Source organism: Pseudomonas sp. NUPR-001 (assembly GCF_052147955.1).
Lineage (GTDB): Bacteria > Pseudomonadota > Gammaproteobacteria > Pseudomonadales > Pseudomonadaceae > Aquipseudomonas.
On sequence record NZ_CP197353.1, the window covers coordinates 4,164,907 to 4,181,868 of the forward strand.

The 16,962-nt window shown below is 62.4% G+C and carries 6 protein-coding genes; 3 read left to right on the top strand and 3 right to left on the bottom strand.

The window, feature by feature from the left end; all coding sequences use genetic code 11:
- Window position 1: 1 nt before the first annotated feature.
- Window positions 2–12,961, bottom strand: coding sequence for a non-ribosomal peptide synthetase (locus tag ACP6KB_RS19000; RefSeq protein WP_442108857.1), 12,960 nt, complete (start codon window positions 12,959–12,961; stop codon window positions 2–4).
- 405 nt (window positions 12,962–13,366) lie between these two features.
- Here ACP6KB_RS19000 and ACP6KB_RS19005 point away from each other — a divergent pair, with 405 nt between their 5' ends.
- Window positions 13,367–13,897, top strand: a complete 531-nt coding sequence (locus ACP6KB_RS19005; protein WP_442108858.1) for an RNA polymerase factor sigma-70 — start codon at window positions 13,367–13,369, stop codon at window positions 13,895–13,897.
- 46 nt (window positions 13,898–13,943) lie between these two features.
- Here the strand turns inward: ACP6KB_RS19005 and ACP6KB_RS19010 are convergent, their stop codons facing one another.
- Window positions 13,944–14,954, bottom strand: a complete 1,011-nt coding sequence (locus ACP6KB_RS19010; protein WP_442108859.1) for a GNAT family N-acetyltransferase — start codon at window positions 14,952–14,954, stop codon at window positions 13,944–13,946.
- A 59-nt stretch (window positions 14,955–15,013) separates the two neighbouring features.
- The gene (locus tag ACP6KB_RS19015; protein ID WP_442114341.1) at window positions 15,014–15,775 is read right to left on the bottom strand and encodes a substrate-binding periplasmic protein; all 762 of its coding nucleotides are present in this window, start codon (window positions 15,773–15,775) and stop codon (window positions 15,014–15,016) included.
- Between the two features lie 207 nt (window positions 15,776–15,982).
- On the opposite strand from ACP6KB_RS19015, the gene ACP6KB_RS19020 reads away from it, so the two are divergent.
- Both ACP6KB_RS19020 and ppnP read left to right on the top strand, forming a co-directional pair.
- The gene (locus tag ACP6KB_RS19020; RefSeq protein WP_442108860.1) at window positions 15,983–16,534 is read left to right on the top strand and encodes an exonuclease domain-containing protein; all 552 of its coding nucleotides are present in this window, start codon (window positions 15,983–15,985) and stop codon (window positions 16,532–16,534) included.
- A 70-nt stretch (window positions 16,535–16,604) separates the two neighbouring features.
- On the top strand, window positions 16,605–16,889 hold the full coding sequence (gene ppnP / locus ACP6KB_RS19025) for a pyrimidine/purine nucleoside phosphorylase (protein ID WP_010225980.1): 285 nt from the start codon (window positions 16,605–16,607) through the stop codon (window positions 16,887–16,889).
- Window positions 16,890–16,962: the final 73 nt, after the last annotated feature.

Sequence of the window (16,962 nt, forward strand, 5' to 3'; positions counted from 1 at the left end):
CCTACAACGCCTCGAGCTCTGCCATCAGGTCACTGAGCCGGTCGACTTTATCGTCGCTCAACTCACTGGCCTCAAGGCTCTGCACATAAATGGCCAGCTCCTCGACGGTGCTGCACTCGAACATCGCCCGTAACGGCACGTTCAGTTGCAGCGCCTTCTGCACCCTTGAGGCGATCTGGGTCGCCAGCAATGAGTGCCCGCCCAACTCAAAGAAGTTGTCGCACACGCCCACCCGCTCGACCTTGAGCACCTCGGCCCAGATCGTTGCCAGGGTTTGCTCCAGCTCGCTACGCGGTGCCAGGTAGTCCTGTCGCTGCGCAGTGGCGAAGTCGATAGTGGGCAACGCCTTGCGGTCGAGCTTGCCGTTGGCATTGAGGGGCAGTTGCTTGAGCCAGGCCCAATGCAACGGCACCATGTACTCGGGCAACTCGGCCCGCAGGCGTTGCTTGATCGATTCGAGCAGCGCATCGGTATCGGCTGCCGCGTCGCTGGCCACCAGGTAGCCGACCAGGTGTTTGCCATTAGCGCCTTCCTGCACACCTACCGCGGCATCGCGCACTTCGGTCTGCTCGTGCAGGCGCGCTTCGATCTCGCCCAACTCGATACGGTAGCCACGGATTTTCACCTGATGGTCAATCCGCCCGACGTACTCGAGCACTCCGTCCATGCGCCGCCGCGCCAGGTCGCCAGTGCGATACAGGCGCTCACCCGGTGCCCCGAACGGATGCGGAGTAAAGGCCAGTGCGGTGCGCAGCGGGTCGCCGACATAACCACGGCCAACCCCAGTACCCGCGACACACAGCTCACCGACTGCCCCCAGCGGTACCAGCGCCTGATCTTCACCCAGCAAATACAGCTGGTTGTTGTCGGTTGGCGTACCGATGGGCAGGTAGCTGCCACGGGTCGAAGCGGCATCGACGCGGAAGAAGGCCACATCATCGGAGCACTCGGCTGGCCCGTACGCGTTGACCAGGCCGATCTGCGGATAGCGCTGCAGCCACTGCGAAGCCAGCTCGGGTGGCATCGCTTCGCCAGTCGGCAGCATCCAGCGCAAGCCGTCCAGTTGTTGATGTTCATTGGCGAGCATGCCTTGAATCAACGACGGCACGCTCTCCAGCACGGTGATGCCACAGGCCTGAACGTGCGCAAGCAGGCCCTGCGGATCGTGGGCGATGGCACTGGGCACAATCTCCACCTGCGCCCCGAACAACGGCGCGGCCAGGAACTGCCAGACCGAAATATCGAAACTTTGCGAAGCGGTCTGGGCGATCACATCCTGTTCACTCAGTTGCAGGTAAGGCACCTTGCTCAGCTGGTTATTGAGCATGCCGCGCTGTTCGACCATCACCCCCTTCGGCAAGCCGGTGGAGCCGGAGGTGTAGATCACATAGGCAAGGTTATCCGGTGCGCTGTAGATACCCGGATTGCTATCGGGCCAGGCGCCCTCCTGAACCTGTTCCCAGATCAACAGTTTCGGACGCCCGGCACAGGCCAGCTCATCCAGTAGCGCCCGGCCCTGCTCGGCACAGGCCTGACTGCACAACAGCACCGGTGTGCGGCTGAGTTCAACGATGCGCTGCAGACGCGCGGTCGGCAGCCCTGGGTCGAGCGGCAAGTAGCCAGCGCCAGCCTTGAAACTACCGATGATCATGCCCAGCAAAGGCAAATCACGCTCGGCCAGCAGTGCCACTGGTTGGTCCACGCTGACTCCAGCCGCGACCAGGGCATGGCCCAGACGGTTGGCCTGGGCATTGAGCTGGGCATAGCTGAGCGACTGCTCCAGGCAGCGCGCAACCCGTTGCTGCGGCCGGGCGGCAACCTGTGCTTCGAACTGCTGCACATAGCTCTGCTCCAGCGGATAAGCCCGTGCGCTGCGGTTACAGTCTTCAAGCAGGAAGCGCCGCTCCTGCTCACCGAGCAATGGCATCTCGCTCATGTCAGCGTGGAAGCCGTCGGCCAGTGCCAGCAACAGACGCTTGAACTCGGCCAGCAGGCGTTCAACGGTGGCGGTATCGAAATAACGTTGGTCGAACGACAGGTGCAGTCCCAAGTCATCGCCTGGATAGCAGACAGCGGTCAACGGGAAGTTGGTGTGGGTCCGGCCGGAGTCAGAGCTGGCGTTCAGGCTTTGCGCGCGATCCAGCACGGCCACCTCCACCGGCGCGTTCTCGAACACGAACAGGCTGTCGAACAGCGGCTGGCCTTTGGGCAGCTCGCTGCATTCCTGAATGCTCACCAATGGCAGGTATTCGTACTCGCGCAATTGCATGTTGAGGTCGAGCAGGCCTTTGAGCCACTGCTGCACCGTGCAACGCTCACCGGCTGCCGGCAATTTCACCCGCAGGGCGATACTGTTGATGAACAGTCCGACCGTGCGCTGCATCTGCGGCATGCTCACCGGACGTCCGGCAACGGTGACCCCGAACAGCACATCACGCTCGCCGCTGTAGCGGCTCAATACCAGGGCCCAAGCTGCCTGAGCGAAGGTGTTGATCGTCAGCTGATGGGCCTGGGCCAGCTCACGCAAGCGCGCGCCCTCGCTGATAGCAAGGCGAGTGTAACAGTCACCGACAATCATCCCGGCATTTTCCGCGCCGTGGTCACGCAGCAGCGGCCGGTCGCTTGGCACCGCGGTGCTGCGCTCAAAGCCCTGCAGGTTATCGCGCCACCACTGACGCGCAGCCTCCAGATCCTGGTGCTGCAGCCAACTGATGTAGTCGCGGTAGCGCGGTGGCACCGGCAACTGCGCCTCGCGGCCTTCGCCGAGGGCCATGTACAGCTCGAAGAAATCGTTCATCAGCAACGAGCGGCACCAGGCATCGATAAGGATGTGGTGGTTGCTCATCATGAACCAGTAGCGGTCGGCGCCCACCCGAATCAGCCGCAGGTGGAACGGCGCCTGCTGCAACAGATCGAAGCCTGCTTCGCGCTCCTGCTTGTGCAGGGCCTGAAGACGCGCTTCCTGTTCATCCTCGGCCATGTCGGCCCAGTCGAGATAATCCAGCGCCGTGCTGCCCGGTTTGTGGATGATCTGCAGCATGGCTTCGCCAGCGTTCCAACTGAACGACGCGCGCAACGCTTCGTGACGGGCGACCACGGTTTGCCAGGCCTGGGCAAAGCGCTCGCGATCGAGGGCGCTGTTGATCCGGTAGCGATCCTGCATGTAGTAGATGCCGGTGCCGGGCTCGAGCAAGGTGTGCAGCAACAGCCCTTCTTGCATCGGTGTCAGCGGGTAGACGTCTTCGATCTGCGCAGCAGGCACGGGCAGGCTGTCGATCTGTTCCTGACTCAGCTGTGCCAGCGGAAAGTCCGACGGCGTGAAGCTGCCATTGCCCGGGGTCAGGCAGTGCTCGACCAGCCCCAGCAATTCGGCTTTGTAGGCCTCAGCCAGCAGCTCAATGGTGTGGGCGTCGTAACGCTCACGGCTGAAAGTCCAGCGTAGTTGCAACTCACCGGCAAACACCTGGCCATCAACGCTCAACCAGTTAGGCAACGGCGCCTCTTGGTCATGCGCCTCGCCCACCGGCTCATCCACCGGCTGGAACAGGGCATCGGCGGTAAATTGCTGATCGAACTGGCCGAGGTAGTTGAAGGTAATCCGCGCCTGCGGCAACGCCGCCATACGTTCGCGCACACCGGCATCGGCCAGATAACGCAGCACGCCATAGCCCAGCCCCTTGTGCGGCACCTGACGCAATTGCTCCTTGATCGCTTTGATCGACGCCGCCTGTCCGGCCGCACCGGCATCAGCCGAAGGGCTCAGGCTCAGCGGGTAAGCACTGGTGAACCAACCGACACTACGCGTCAGGTCCATATCGTCGAACAGGTGTTCACGACCGTGGCCCTCCAGTTGCACCAGCACCGAGGTGTCCCCGCTCCAGCGGCACAGCACTCGCGCCAGGGCAGTCAACAGCAGGTCGTTGACCTGGGTGTGATAGGCCGCAGGGGCTTGGCTGAGCAATTGCCGGGTTTGACTGCTGTCCAGGCGCACGCTGAGGGTATGCGCCTGCTTGTACAGGTTCGCCCCTTGCGGGTGATCGCAAGGCAGTTCGCGATGCGCGGTGCTCAGTTGCGTCTGCCACCAGTGCTGCTCTTCGCGCAGCGAGTCGCTGCTGGCATAGGCTTGCAGACGCGCCGCCCAATCACTCATGGCGCGGGTTTTGGCGGCCACCGCCTGGCCACGGTAAAGCGCTTGCAGGTCTTCAAGCAGCACGCGCCACGACACGCCGTCCACCACCAGGTGATGGATCGCCAGCAACAGCCGCTGCTGCCCTTGCGCATCGTCGACCAGCAAGGCCCGCAGTAACGGGCCGTTGCCCAGGTCGAGGCTACGTTGCACGTCGCTGTACAACTGCTGACAGTCAGCAACGCTGTTCACCGACACCTGCCAGAGCAGTTCGCGGCTGTCGCCTTGCCTGTAATCGCCTTGCCACTGACTGTTGTGCTGGCTGAAGCGCAGGCGCAGCACATCATGATGCGCGACCAGTTGCTGCAAGGCCTGCTCCAGCGTTTTAGCCACCAGGCGTTCGACCGGCGCCAGTAGCACGGCCTGGTTCCAGTGCTGCGGTTGCGGCACCTCGCTGTCGAAGAACCATTGCTGAATCGGCGTCAGTACCGCGCGACCGCTCAACGGCCCTTGATCGACCTGTGTGTCGTCATTGCGGCGTACCACTGCAGCCAGGGTCTGGACAGTCTGGTGCTGGAACAGATCGCGCGGGGTGAAGTGCAGCCCCGCCTGGCGGGCACGGCTGACCACCTGGATCGACAGAATCGAATCGCCACCCAGCTCAAAGAAGTTGTCGTGTACACCGACCTGCGGCAGGTTCAACACTTCACACCAGAGGTTGGCGAGCTGCTGCTCCAGCGCGTTGCGCGGTGCTTCATAGTGTTCACGCGCTTGCTGCAAATCGGGCGCAGGCAAGGCCCGGCGGTCGAGCTTGCCGTTGGCCGTCAGCGGCATCTGCTGCAGCAGCACCAGATGCGTCGGCACCATGTAGTCCGGCAGGTGCAGCCGCAGCTCGGCCTTGAGTGCTTCACGCAGTGCATGCTGTGCGCTGGCATCGCCCTGCGCCTGGTCACACACCAGGTAAGCGGCCAGTTGTTTACCGCCCGGCATATCCAGCGCCAGAACCACCGCCTCACGTATCGCCGCATGCTCCAGCAGGCGGGTTTCGATTTCGCCCAGCTCAATACGGAAACCGCGAATCTTCACTTGATGGTCGATACGCCCGACGTACTCGACCAGGCCGTCGTCGCCCTGACGCACGAGGTCGCCGGTACGGTACAGACGCCCACCGTCTTGACTGAACGGGTCGGCGACAAAACGTTCAGCGCTCAGCCCCGGACGCTCATGGTAACCCTGGGCCAGACCGGCACCGCCCACATACAACTCACCCACCCCGCCCTGCGGCAAAAGGGCCAGATCGGCATCCAGAATGTAGGCCACGCGCGCACCGACCACGCTGCCGATCGGCACACTGGCGGCCCCTGCGGGCAACTGCTCTGGCGCCAGGCACGCCAGCGGCATGACCACGGTTTCCGTCGGCCCATAGGCATTGAAGAACTGCTGTGGCGCAAAGGCCTGGCGAATCCGCTGCAGGTGTTCACCCGTCAAGGCTTCGCCACCGGTGATGCACAGGCGCACCGGCAAGATCTGCTCGCGGCTGGCCAGCCATTGCGCCAGTTGGCTGCCATAGCTTGGGGTAAAGCCGAGGATGGTCACCTGCTGCTCAGCAATCAAGCTGCAGATTTCCTCCGCCCCCCACTGCCCCTGGGCACGCAACACGACCCGTGCGCCACACAACAATGGCGCGAGCAAACGCTCGGTCGCGGCGTCGAAGTTGATTGAATAGAAGTGCAGTTCACAGTCATCACTGCGCATGCCGAAACGTTCGATCACGGCCTGGCAGTGCATGGCGATTTCACCACGGCTGACCACCACGCCCTTGGGGTTGCCAGTGGAACCGGAGGTGTAAATCAAATAGGCCTGATGCCCCGGCAAACTTTGCTCAGGCAAGGGCTCTGGGCTGACTGCGGCCAAGGCCGGGCCGTCGTCCTCCAGACACCAACGCGCCAGCTGAGCCGGCAACTCGCCCAATGCCTCGAACAGGCTGCGCTGGCCGAGCAGTACGCTGATGCCGCTGTCTTCGATCATGTAATGCAGGCGCTCGAGCGGGTACTCGGGGTCCAGCGGCACATAGGCGCCGCCAGCCTTGAGAATCGCCAGCAACCCGACCACCATTTCCAGCGAGCGCTCCAGCGCCAGGCCCACGCGCACCTGCGGGCCGACACCGCGCTCGCGCAGCACTCGGGCCAGTTGATTGGCGCGTGCGTCGAGCTCGGCATAGCTCAGGTGTTGCCCGGCGAAGGTCAGCGCCACCGCCTGCGGCTGACGCGCCGCCTGGGCGCTGAACAGCCCTTCGATGGTTTGCTGCAGATCGGCTACACGGTCGCCTGCAAGGCTACTGTGCAGGCGCTGCTGCTCATCGCCGGTCAGCATCGGCAATTCGCACAGGCGTTGCTCGGGGTTGTCGAGCAGCGCCGCCAGCAATTGCTGCCAGTGCCTGGCCATCTGCGCGATACGCGGCTCGTCGAACAGGTCGCAGCTGTAGGTCAGGCAGCAACCCAGACGGCGGTCCAGATCCGTCACCTCAAGGTTGAGGTCGAACTTGGTCGCGCGGGCGTCGTTGACCAGGTAGTCCACCTGCATACCCGACAACTCGCGACGCTGCTGGAACTCCCAGCGCTGCACGTTGCACATCACCTGGAACAGTGGGTTGTAAGCCGTGCTGCGGGCTGGCTGCAACGCTTCGACCAGTTGATCGAACGGCAGGTCTTGATGGGACTGCCCCTCGATCACGGTCTGACGCACCTGATCGATCAATTGCCCGACGCGCATCTGCCCGTCGAGCTGGCAACGCAACACCTGGGTGTTGAGGAAAGCGCCAATCAGGCCTTCGCTTTCCGGACGAATGCGGTTGGCCACTGGCGCGCCGATGCGCAGGTCTTGCTGGCCGCTGTAGCGATAGAGCAGCACCGCCAGGGTTGCAGTCATGGTCATGAACAGGGTCAGGCCACGCTCGGCATTGAAGTCACGCACCCGCGCCGCCAATTGCGGGCTCAGGTCAAAACGGTAGAGCTCGCCACGGTGGCTTTGCAGCGCTGGGCGCGGGCGGTCAGTCGGCAGTTCCAGCACGGGATGCTTATCACCGAGCTTGGCCTTCCAGTAATCGAGCTGGCGTTGGCTTTCACCAGCCTCCAGCCATTGCCGCTGCCAGACGCTGTAATCCAGGTACTGCACCGGCAAGGGTTGCAGCGGTGAGTCGCGCTCATCGACAAAGGCCTCATACAGCTCGCCCAGTTCGCGGGCAAAGATGTCCATCGCCCAGCCTTCGGTGACGATATGGTGCAGCGTCAGCACAAAGTAATGCTCGTGCTCGGCGGCCTTGACCAGGCAGGCACGCAGCAACGGCCCGCGCTCCAGGTCGAACGGTTGATGTGCCTGTTCATCGGCAAAGGCCTGAAGGCGCTGTTCACGGGCAGCGGGCGTGTCGGCAGAAAAGTCCTGCCAGTGCATCTGCACGGTGCTGTCGCTGTGCACGCACTGGTACGGCACACCATCAATGCTCGGGAAGGTGGTGCGCAGGGTTTCATGGCGCACGATCAAGGCTTGCAACGCCTGCTCGAAACGGCTGACATCCAGCACGCCGCGCAGACGGGCCATGCCGCCAACGTTGTAGGCCGGGCTGTCCGGTTCCATCTGCCAGAGGAACCACATGCGTTGCTGGGAGAACGACAGCGGCACCGCCTGGCGCCGATCGATGCGGGCGATTTCACCCTGCAGATTGTGCGCGCCGCTGTGTTGAAGGCGCTCGACCTCCTGGGCAAAAGCGCCCAACTCGCTGGCCTCGAACAACACCCGCAACGGTAACTCGACATTGCACGCCTGACGGGTACGGGAAATGATCTGGGTCGCCAGCAGCGAGTGCCCGCCAAGGGCGAAGAAGTCGTCCTGCAAACCGACCTGCTGCAGCCCCAGTACGTCACGCCAGATGGTCGCGATCTGCTGTTGCAACGCAGTGCTCGGTTCGATGTGCGCACGGCTGCTCCATACCGGCTCCGGCAGTGCCTTGCGCTCGATCTTGCCACTCGGGCCCAGCGGCATCTGCGCCATGTGTACCAACGCCGCCGGCACCATATAGGCCGGCAGTTGCTCAGCCAGGGCGGCCATCAACCCGGCGTTGTTTTCCGCGCCCGTGTAATAGCCGACCAGTTGCGCGCCAGCGACCGTCTGACGAATCAGTACCAGCGCCTGGGTGACCCCTGGCTGACTCAGCAAGCAGGCCTCGACTTCTTCCGGCTCAACACGAAAACCGCGCAGCTTCACTTGCTGGTCGAGGCGCCCGAGGTACTCCAGCGCCTGCACAGACGGAGCCCAGCGTGCACGGTCGCCACTGCGGTACAAGCGCTGGCCATCAGCGTCTGGATGCGGGACAAAACGTTCGGCCGTCAGCCCCGGACGACCCAGGTAACCGCGCGCCACGCCCGCCCCACCGAGGTACAGTTCACCTGGCACACCGGGGGCACTGAGCTGCAGCTCATCATCAAGTACCTGACACACCACATTCGCCAACGGCCGGCCAATCGGCGAGCGGGCGCCATCGGCCGCACTGCACTGCCAGTGCGTGACGTTGATGGCGGTTTCGGTCGGGCCGTAGCGGTTGTGCAAGGCCACCTGCGGCAACACGTTCAACACCCGGTCACGCAGCGCGGCAGACAACGCCTCACCACCACTGAACAGGCGGCGCAAGCTGCTGCACTGCGCAGCCTGGGGTTCTTCAATGAACACCTGCAACAGCGCTGGCACAAAGTGCAAGGTGGTAACGCCGTACGCGCGCACCAACGCGGCGATGCGTTGCGGGTCACGGTGCTCGCCCGGCCCGGCCAGGACCAGGCTGCAGCCAGTCACCAGCGGCCAGAAGCATTCCCACACCGACACGTCGAAACTGATCGGCGCTTTCTGCATCAGCACATCGTGCTCATCCAGCCGATACTGCGCCTGCATCCACTGCAAGCGCTCGGCGAGGGCCGCATGGGTGTTGCCGACCCCTTTCGGTTGCCCGGTCGAACCCGAGGTGTAGATCACGTAAGCGAGGTTATCGCCGTGCAGGTGCAGGCCAGGTGGTTGGCACGGCCAGCTGTCGAGTTTGAGGCGGTCCATGGCAATCGCACTGACGCCCTCGACCTGCGGCAAACGCTCCAGCACATCGCTGTGACTGAGCAACAGGCTCGCACCGCAGTCGGCCAGCATGTAGGCCAGACGTTCACAGGGGTAATCGACGTCCAGCGGCACGTAGGCGCCGCCTGCCTTGAGAATGGCCAGCACACCAATCAGCAACTGCGGCGAGCGCTCGGCGGCAATCGCCACACACACATCCGGGCCAACGCCCTTGTCGCGCAGGTAATGGGCCAGACGGTTGGCCTGCTGGTGCAGGCTGGCGTAATCGAGTGCACCGCCGTCCCACAGCAAAGCGCTGCGGTGTGGCGTCAAGCGCGCTTGTTCATTGAGCTGCTCGACCAGCCACTGCTGTGCCTGCGGCGCGGGCGACTGCCCCCACTGCAGCAGTTGTTCACGACCTGGACCATCGAGCAACTGCAGCTCGCCAAGCAACACTGTCGGATCTGCGCAGACCTGCTCCAGCACGCTGAGCAGGCTGGCCGCCAGGCGCTGCACCGTCGCGGCGTCGAACAGATCGCTGGCATAGTCGAAGGCCAACGACAAACGCCCCTGATGATCTTCTTCACTGTGCAGCTGCAGGTCGAACTTGGCTTCGCGGCTGTGCCACGGCAGTTCTTCGGCGAGCAGTCCGGGCAGGCGACGCAATGCACTCAGGTCGCGTTGCTGGTGGTTGAACATGACCTGAAACAGGCCTTGCTCACGGGCTTCGGGAAAGGCCGCAAGCAATTGCTCGAACGGCAGGTCCTGATGCGCCTGCGCCTGCACGGTGGCTTGGCGTACCTGAGCGAGCAACTCAACGAACGACTGGCGCGCATTGAACTGTGCACGCAGCACCTGGGTATTGATGAAGAAGCCGACCAGGCCTTGGGTTTCCAGGCGCGGGCGGTTGGCATTCGGTACCCCGACACGAATGTCGGACTGCCCGCTGTAGCGATGCAACAGGCTCTGGAAACCGGCGAGCAAAACCATGAACAGCGTGCTGTCGTGCTGGCGAGCGGTGCTGCGCAGTGCCTCGGCAAGCGCCGCCGGTACGCGCAGGCTCAAGCGCGCAGCCGCCTTGTGCTGCAGGTTTGAGCGCGGATAGTCGGTGGCCAGATCGAGCACCGGATGCTCATCCCCCAGTTGCGCTTGCCAGTAGGTCAGTTGCCGCGCCGCTTCACCCTCGGCCAGCCATTGCCGCTGCCAGTTGCCATAGTCGGCGTAGTCCAACGCCAGCTTCGGCAAGTCGGCCTGCAGGCCCTGACTGTGCGCGGCATACAAGCGCGAGAATTCATCGATGAGGATATTCAGCGACCAGCCGTCAGCGATGATGTGGTGCAGGGTTACCCACAGCTGATGCTCTTCGCTGCCCAGGCGCACCAGGGTGACGCGCAGCAAGGGGCCAAGCTGCAAGTCGAACGGCTGCTGCGCTTCGGCCTCACGTCGTGCCTGCACCTGGGCACTGTCGACATCGCTCAGGTCCAGGTGCTGCAGCGTAAAATTCAGCGCAGGTAGAATGCGCTGCAGTGCCTGCTCCTGTTCTTCGAAAAACACGGTACGTAATGATTCATGGCGGGTAACCAAAGCCTGGAAGCTGGACTGCAAGGCGAGCGGATCCAGCTCACCACGCAAACGCAGCGCACCGGGAATGTTGTACGCCGCGCTGTGCGGCTCCAGTTGCCACAGCAGCCACAGGCGGTTTTGCGCGAGTGACTGCGGCACTGCCTGAGTACGGGTAACCGCCTCAATTGCGCTATTGGTGGTACCGCTCTGCTGCGCGGCAGCCAGTGCCGTGCAGAAGTCACCCAGCAGCGGCGCCTCGAATAGCATGCGCACGCTCAACTGCAGGTTCAGTTCATCACTCACCCGCGCAGTGAGCTGGGTGGCGGCAACCGAGTTGCCGCCCAGCAGGAAGAAATGATCATCCAGGGCGACCTGCGCCACACCCAGTTGTTCGCACCACAAACGCGAAACCAGGCTGTGCAACGGGTTGTCTTGCGGGTTCGCTGCGACCGTCTGAGCCTGAAGCGCGTCCGGGAATCGGGCATAGCAGTCGAGGCTGCCATCGTTCATGCGCACGCGGCAGGCCGAACGTTGCAGCTTGCCGCTGGAGGTTTTCGGCAGCGCCCCCGGGTTCAGCAGCAAGACCACTGCCGGGGCTTGCTGGCAGGCATCGGCAACGACCTGACGCACAGTCTTGAGCAACGTGGCCGGGGTGATGATCTTCTGCACATTGCGACTGATCTCGACGGCAACGCCGATGCCCTCCTCGCCCTGATCATCGACGGCAAACACCGCCACACGGCCTTTGCGCAGGCCTTCGACTTCCCGCTCCAGGGTCTTCTCCAGATCCTGTGGGTAGAGGTTGTGGCCGCGCACAATCAGCAAATCCTTGAGGCGGCCAGTCACGAACAACTCGCCCTCACGCAGAAAGCCCAGATCGCCTGTGCGCAACCAGGTGTGCCCGCCTTGTTCGACAAAGGTCTTCGCGGTTGCCTCAGGATTACGCCAATAGCCTTTAGCGATGCTCGGGCCACGGGCCCAGATCTCGCCGACCTGGTTGTCCGCCAGCACCGTCAGTTGCTGCGGCTCGACGATCTGCACGGCATGCTCGGGCTGGCTGCGTCCGCAGCTCATTTGCACCAGATCCGCACCCGGCTCGGCGTTATTGCAGGCCAACGCGCTGGCGTTCAGGCTCAGCGCAGCAATGCCCTGCCCCCGGCGGCTGCCGCTGACAAACAGTGTCGCTTCCGCCAGGCCGTAGCTGGCGAAGAAGCTCTGGGCGCTAAAACCACACCCGGCAAACTTTTGTGCAAAGGCCTGCAGGCTGTCCTGACGAATCGGCTCCGAGCCGGAATAGGCCACACGCCAGCGGCTCAGGTCGAGGTTGGCCAAGGCGGCACTGCTGACCCGCTCGCTGCACAGCCGATAGGCGAAGTCGGGGCCACCGCTGATGGTGCCACCATGATCACTGATCGCCTGCAGCCAGCGTTGTGGACGCGCCAGGAAGTAGGCTGGCGCCATCAACACGCACGGCACGCCACTGAAAATCGGCTGCAGCAAGCCGCCAATCAGCCCCATGTCGTGGTACAGCGGCAACCAGCTGACGATGACATCATCCGGATTCACATCGATTCCGAAACCATGACGGATCAGCACCTCGTTGGCCACCAGGTTGCCGTGACTGACTTGCACCCCCTTGGGCAACGCCGTGGACCCGGAGGTGTACTGCAAGAAGGCAATGTCATCGGCCTGCAGCGCCGGGGCCTGCCAGGCATCGGCCAACGTTGCGTCCAGGCCATCGACCGCCAGCAAGTGCGGCGCTTGGTCCTCGGCCAGTACTTCAAGGCCCTGCAGGGTGTCGTGCAACGCGCGGGTGGTCAGCAACAGGCGCGGTTCGGCGTCCTCGATGATCGACAGCAGCCGCTCCTGATGATGACGGCGCGAAGACTCCGGCGGATACGCCGGCACCGCAATGACCCCGGCGTACAAACAGCCGAAAAACGCGGCGACGTAATCCGGCCCACTGGGGAACAGCAAAATCGCCCGATCACCGAATTCGGTACGTGCTTGCAAGGCGCCAGCGATGCTGCGGGCACGCAGGTCCAGGTCCCGGTAGGTCAGCACCGCTTGCTCTTGCGGGTCACCGGCCAGAAAGCGCAAGGCGACCTGCTGCGGGGTTTGCGCAGCACGTTGTGCCAGTGCCTGGACCAGCGTAACCGGGAGTTCGAAGGCGTCCGTCATGGGAAGGTTCCTGCCAGAGTCTGTACGTGAAATCAGGGCTCGACAGGGGCGCGCTCCGGCTAGGCGGGTGCACCTGGCGCGTGTCGAGCGCCGGGGGATGTACACAGAGGAACGGATGGACAGGGCAAATAATTAGATCCTTCGCTGATTGCCAGGGAAGGACTGGCCTTTGTAGGAGCGGGCTTGCCCCGCGATTGTGATCTGTCAGTGAAATGGCTTCGCGGGGCAAGCCCGCTCCCACTGTTTGAAGTGCGTCACAGGCTGAGGCTTATAACCAAAATAATTTGATACGCATTAACTTTCGCATTTGACAACAATTATCATTACGAATAATTTGTCGCTCGTCGCAGGCAGCCTCCCCCCTCAGGAGAGCTCCCTCTCCATCTTCGAGACAAGGTGATGTCCATGGCGGAACAACTATCCACAAGTAAGTGCGATTCACCGTTACTCAAGGCGTTTGTCGACAACCGCAGCATTCTGGTCAAGATCGCTGCACGCATTACGGGCTGTCGTTCCCGCGCCGAAGACGTGGTGCAAGATGCCTACTTCCGGCTGGGTTCCGCGCCGCACATCACCTCCTCGTTCAAAGCGCAACTGAGCTACCTGTTTCAGATCGTGCGTAACCTGGCCATCGATCACTACCGCAAGCAATCGATGGAGTTGAAATACTCCGGCAGCGAAGAAGAAGGCCTGAACGTCGTGGTTCATGGCGCGTCGCCTGAAGCCACGCACATCAACTTCGCCACCCTGGAACACATCGCCGACGCCTTGAACGAACTGCCGCAACGCACCCGTTATGCGTTCGAGATGTACCGCCTGCACGGGGTCGCGCAAAAAGACATCGCCAAAGAACTGGGCGTTTCCCCCACCCTGGTCAACTTCATGATTCGCGATGCCCTGGTGCATTGTCGGAAAGTCTCAAGCCAGAAGGCTTGAGAGCGGCAAGCTGTAAGCTTCAAGCGGCAAGTTGCGTGCTTGCCGCTTACAACTTGCAGCGATCAAAGAAGCGTTCCCGCCCCAGCACCATCAAAGCCGCACGTTTGTGCGGGAAGTCGAATTCCTTTTCGCAGTGAAAGCACTGGTCGTGCATATAGCCGATCATTTTGCCGTTGTCGGCGCGTGGCTCTGCCACTACGCGCTGGGTGCGCGGGTCGTCGAGAAACAGGTAGTGCACCAGGGCCGATAGCCAGCTCGCTACTTTATGCGGGCCACGGTGATGCTCTTCACCCACCAGCATGTGAATACCCCGGTCATAGTCATCGGCCGGGTAAAACGGGGCGATGCGGTCTTCTTTGGCCCAGTAGGCTTCGAAGTAGGCAAATGGCTGGTCGTCGAAGCAACCGATCAAGGTCAAGCTGTGCGGGTCGGCCTGCAGCTTGTTCAGGTAGTCACGGTGCTGTTCAAGGCTGCCGCCTTCCTGCCAGAAGTTGAGGACCCGCGGGTTGTTCTGCCAGCGGTTGAAACGCTCAAGGTCCGTGTCGATTTCCAGGGTGCGCAGTGATACCCAGGCGCCCAGGCGCGCATCGAAGCGCCGATACACTTCACCACGCGGTTTCGGCGCGCGGCGCGGGTGGCGTTTGCCTTCGCTGATTTGCATCTGTTGCGGGTAAACGCCGGCATAGGCATGGCCTAACCAGGGCTGCGGCAATTGCCAGAACTGCGTGCGTTCACAGAGGTACACACCGGCTTGGGCGTGCGCCACCAGCAAGCCGCTGAGCAGCGCATCAGTGGGCAGCTCTTTGAGGTGCCAGCTCAAACGCTGACAGCCAGGGTCACGGGCGAACAGCCAATAACAGGCCGCCCACAAGGCCTGCGCCGCGCGCTCCCGGGCCAGTTCTTCAAGGTGAACCTGCAATGTTTCACCGCGTTCGAGGCGCACACGGATCAGTGGGCTGCCTTCGAGCACCAGGCTCAGTTGGCAATCACTTTCATCGGCGTTGAGGCTGCGCCAGCGCGGTAAAGACAAGGTTTGCGAAGCTGCGTCGAACGGCATGGTCTTGGCTCACATAGGAAAGGTGCTCACCTGTGTGAACGTGGCCGTGCGCGGGAAATTTAGTCGGCCGCGGGCGAACTCACGCTGATGCGGTAGGGCTGGAATATGCGCAGCAATTCACCCTTGTCGCGCAGCTGCTGCAGCAGGTCGGCAAACACCGGGCCACTGATCGGCGCGCCCGGGCGCAGCAACGCATAGTGGTGGTAGATCTGATCGACGCGCTCGGAGATCAGCAACTGCCCTTTGCTTTTGGGGTTACGCACCAAAAAATCGCTGAGGTAGGAACGCGTGACTAGGGCGATGTCCGCTCGGCCGCGCTGCACCATCAGCAAGTTGCTGTCATGGGAATAGGTCAATGTGGCGTTGTAGTGCTCGCTGAGGAACTGCGGGTCGGGATTGAAGCCGGAAAAGGCGTAGTGGTAACCGCTGTACAAGGCCAGGCGCTTGCCACGAAGGTCGGCAAAATAACCTTCATCACGGTCTGGTTGAACACGGGTGACAAACACCTCGGCGTCTTCCAGGCCCATATCGACCGCCTCATGTTCGATACCCTGCCAGCCCCACTCCGGGTTTTCGAAGATTGCCATGTCGGTGCGCCCTTGACGCAGATCGCCGAAGCGCCGCGGGATCGAGGTGGGCACCAGAACGAAACGGTAGTGTTGCTGGGCATTGTTCAATGCCTCGACCAGCTGCGGCAACAGCCCGGTCTCGGCACCCTTTTCAGGACGCACTGTATAAGGAGGGAAATGCGCAGCCCCCACCTTGACTTCGATTTCTTCGAACGCCTGGGCCACCGGCGCCAGCCACCCTGTGGCAAGCATCAACAGAAAAGGCACAGCCTGACGCGTGGGCGTTGAACTCAAAGCTACACACTCTTTGCGGGTTTAACCGGGTAGCGCCTAAGCTAGGCGTTTTCCGGGCGCGACACAACTATCGAATGCGCCAAATGGCCATCAGGCAAAATGCCAGGGATATCCCAAGCGTTCAAGTTTGGCTACGCTCTAGCGAGTCTTGCAAGGGAACTTACTATGGGGCATTGGTTGGTGATCGACCTGGAAGCAACCACAGATGATGGCGGTTGGCCGGTCACAGAAATGGAAGTCATCGAAATTGGCGCGACCCTGGTCAATCGACAAGGCCGGGAAGTCGACCATTTCCAGCGTTTTGTCAAACCGCGGCGGCGCCCGCAACTCACCCCTTTTTGCCGTGAGCTGACCCACATCAGTCAGGCCAGTGTCGACAGCGCCGTGTCGTTCAGTGAAGTCTGGGGCCAGTTCGAGCGCTGGATCGGCCATCATCGGGGGCACCTGCAAGCCTGGGTCAGCTGGGGCGACTATGATCGCCAGCAATTGCTGCAGGAATGGCAACAACACCAGTTGCACAGCCTGCTCGCCGAACTGCCACACATCAACCTCAAGCAGCGGTTTGCCAAGGCCCGCCAACTGCAGCGCCCGCTGGGCCTGAACGGTGCCCTGCAACTGGCCGGCCTGCAGTTTTGTGGCCAGCAGCACCGCGCCCTGGAAGATGCCCGCAATACCGCACGCTTGCTGCCTCTGAGCCTGCCAGCCAATGGCACCTGAAAGCGGATGACGGCGCCAGACGCCTTGGGCATACTGGCCAACCTTTTCAGCCCCTTTTCAGGAGTCGCCCATGTTTAAGGTCAACGAGTACTTTGATGGCACCGTCAAGTCGATCGCATTCGGTACCGCCGAAGGTCCGGCCACGGTCGGCGTGATGGCCCCCGGCGAGTACGAATTCGGCACCGCCCAACGCGAAATCATGCATGTGGTGTCTGGCGCCCTGACCGTCAAACTGCCGGACAGCGACAACTGGGAAACCTTTTCGGCTGGCAGCCAGTTCAATGTGCCAGCGAACAGCAAGTTTCAGCTGAAAGTGGCGGTTGATACGGCTTACCTGTGTGAGTATCGCGGCTGATCAGCTAAAACCGTCGCGGGGCAAGCCCGCTCCCACCTGAAATTACAGACTGTGTGGGAGCGGGCTTGCCCCG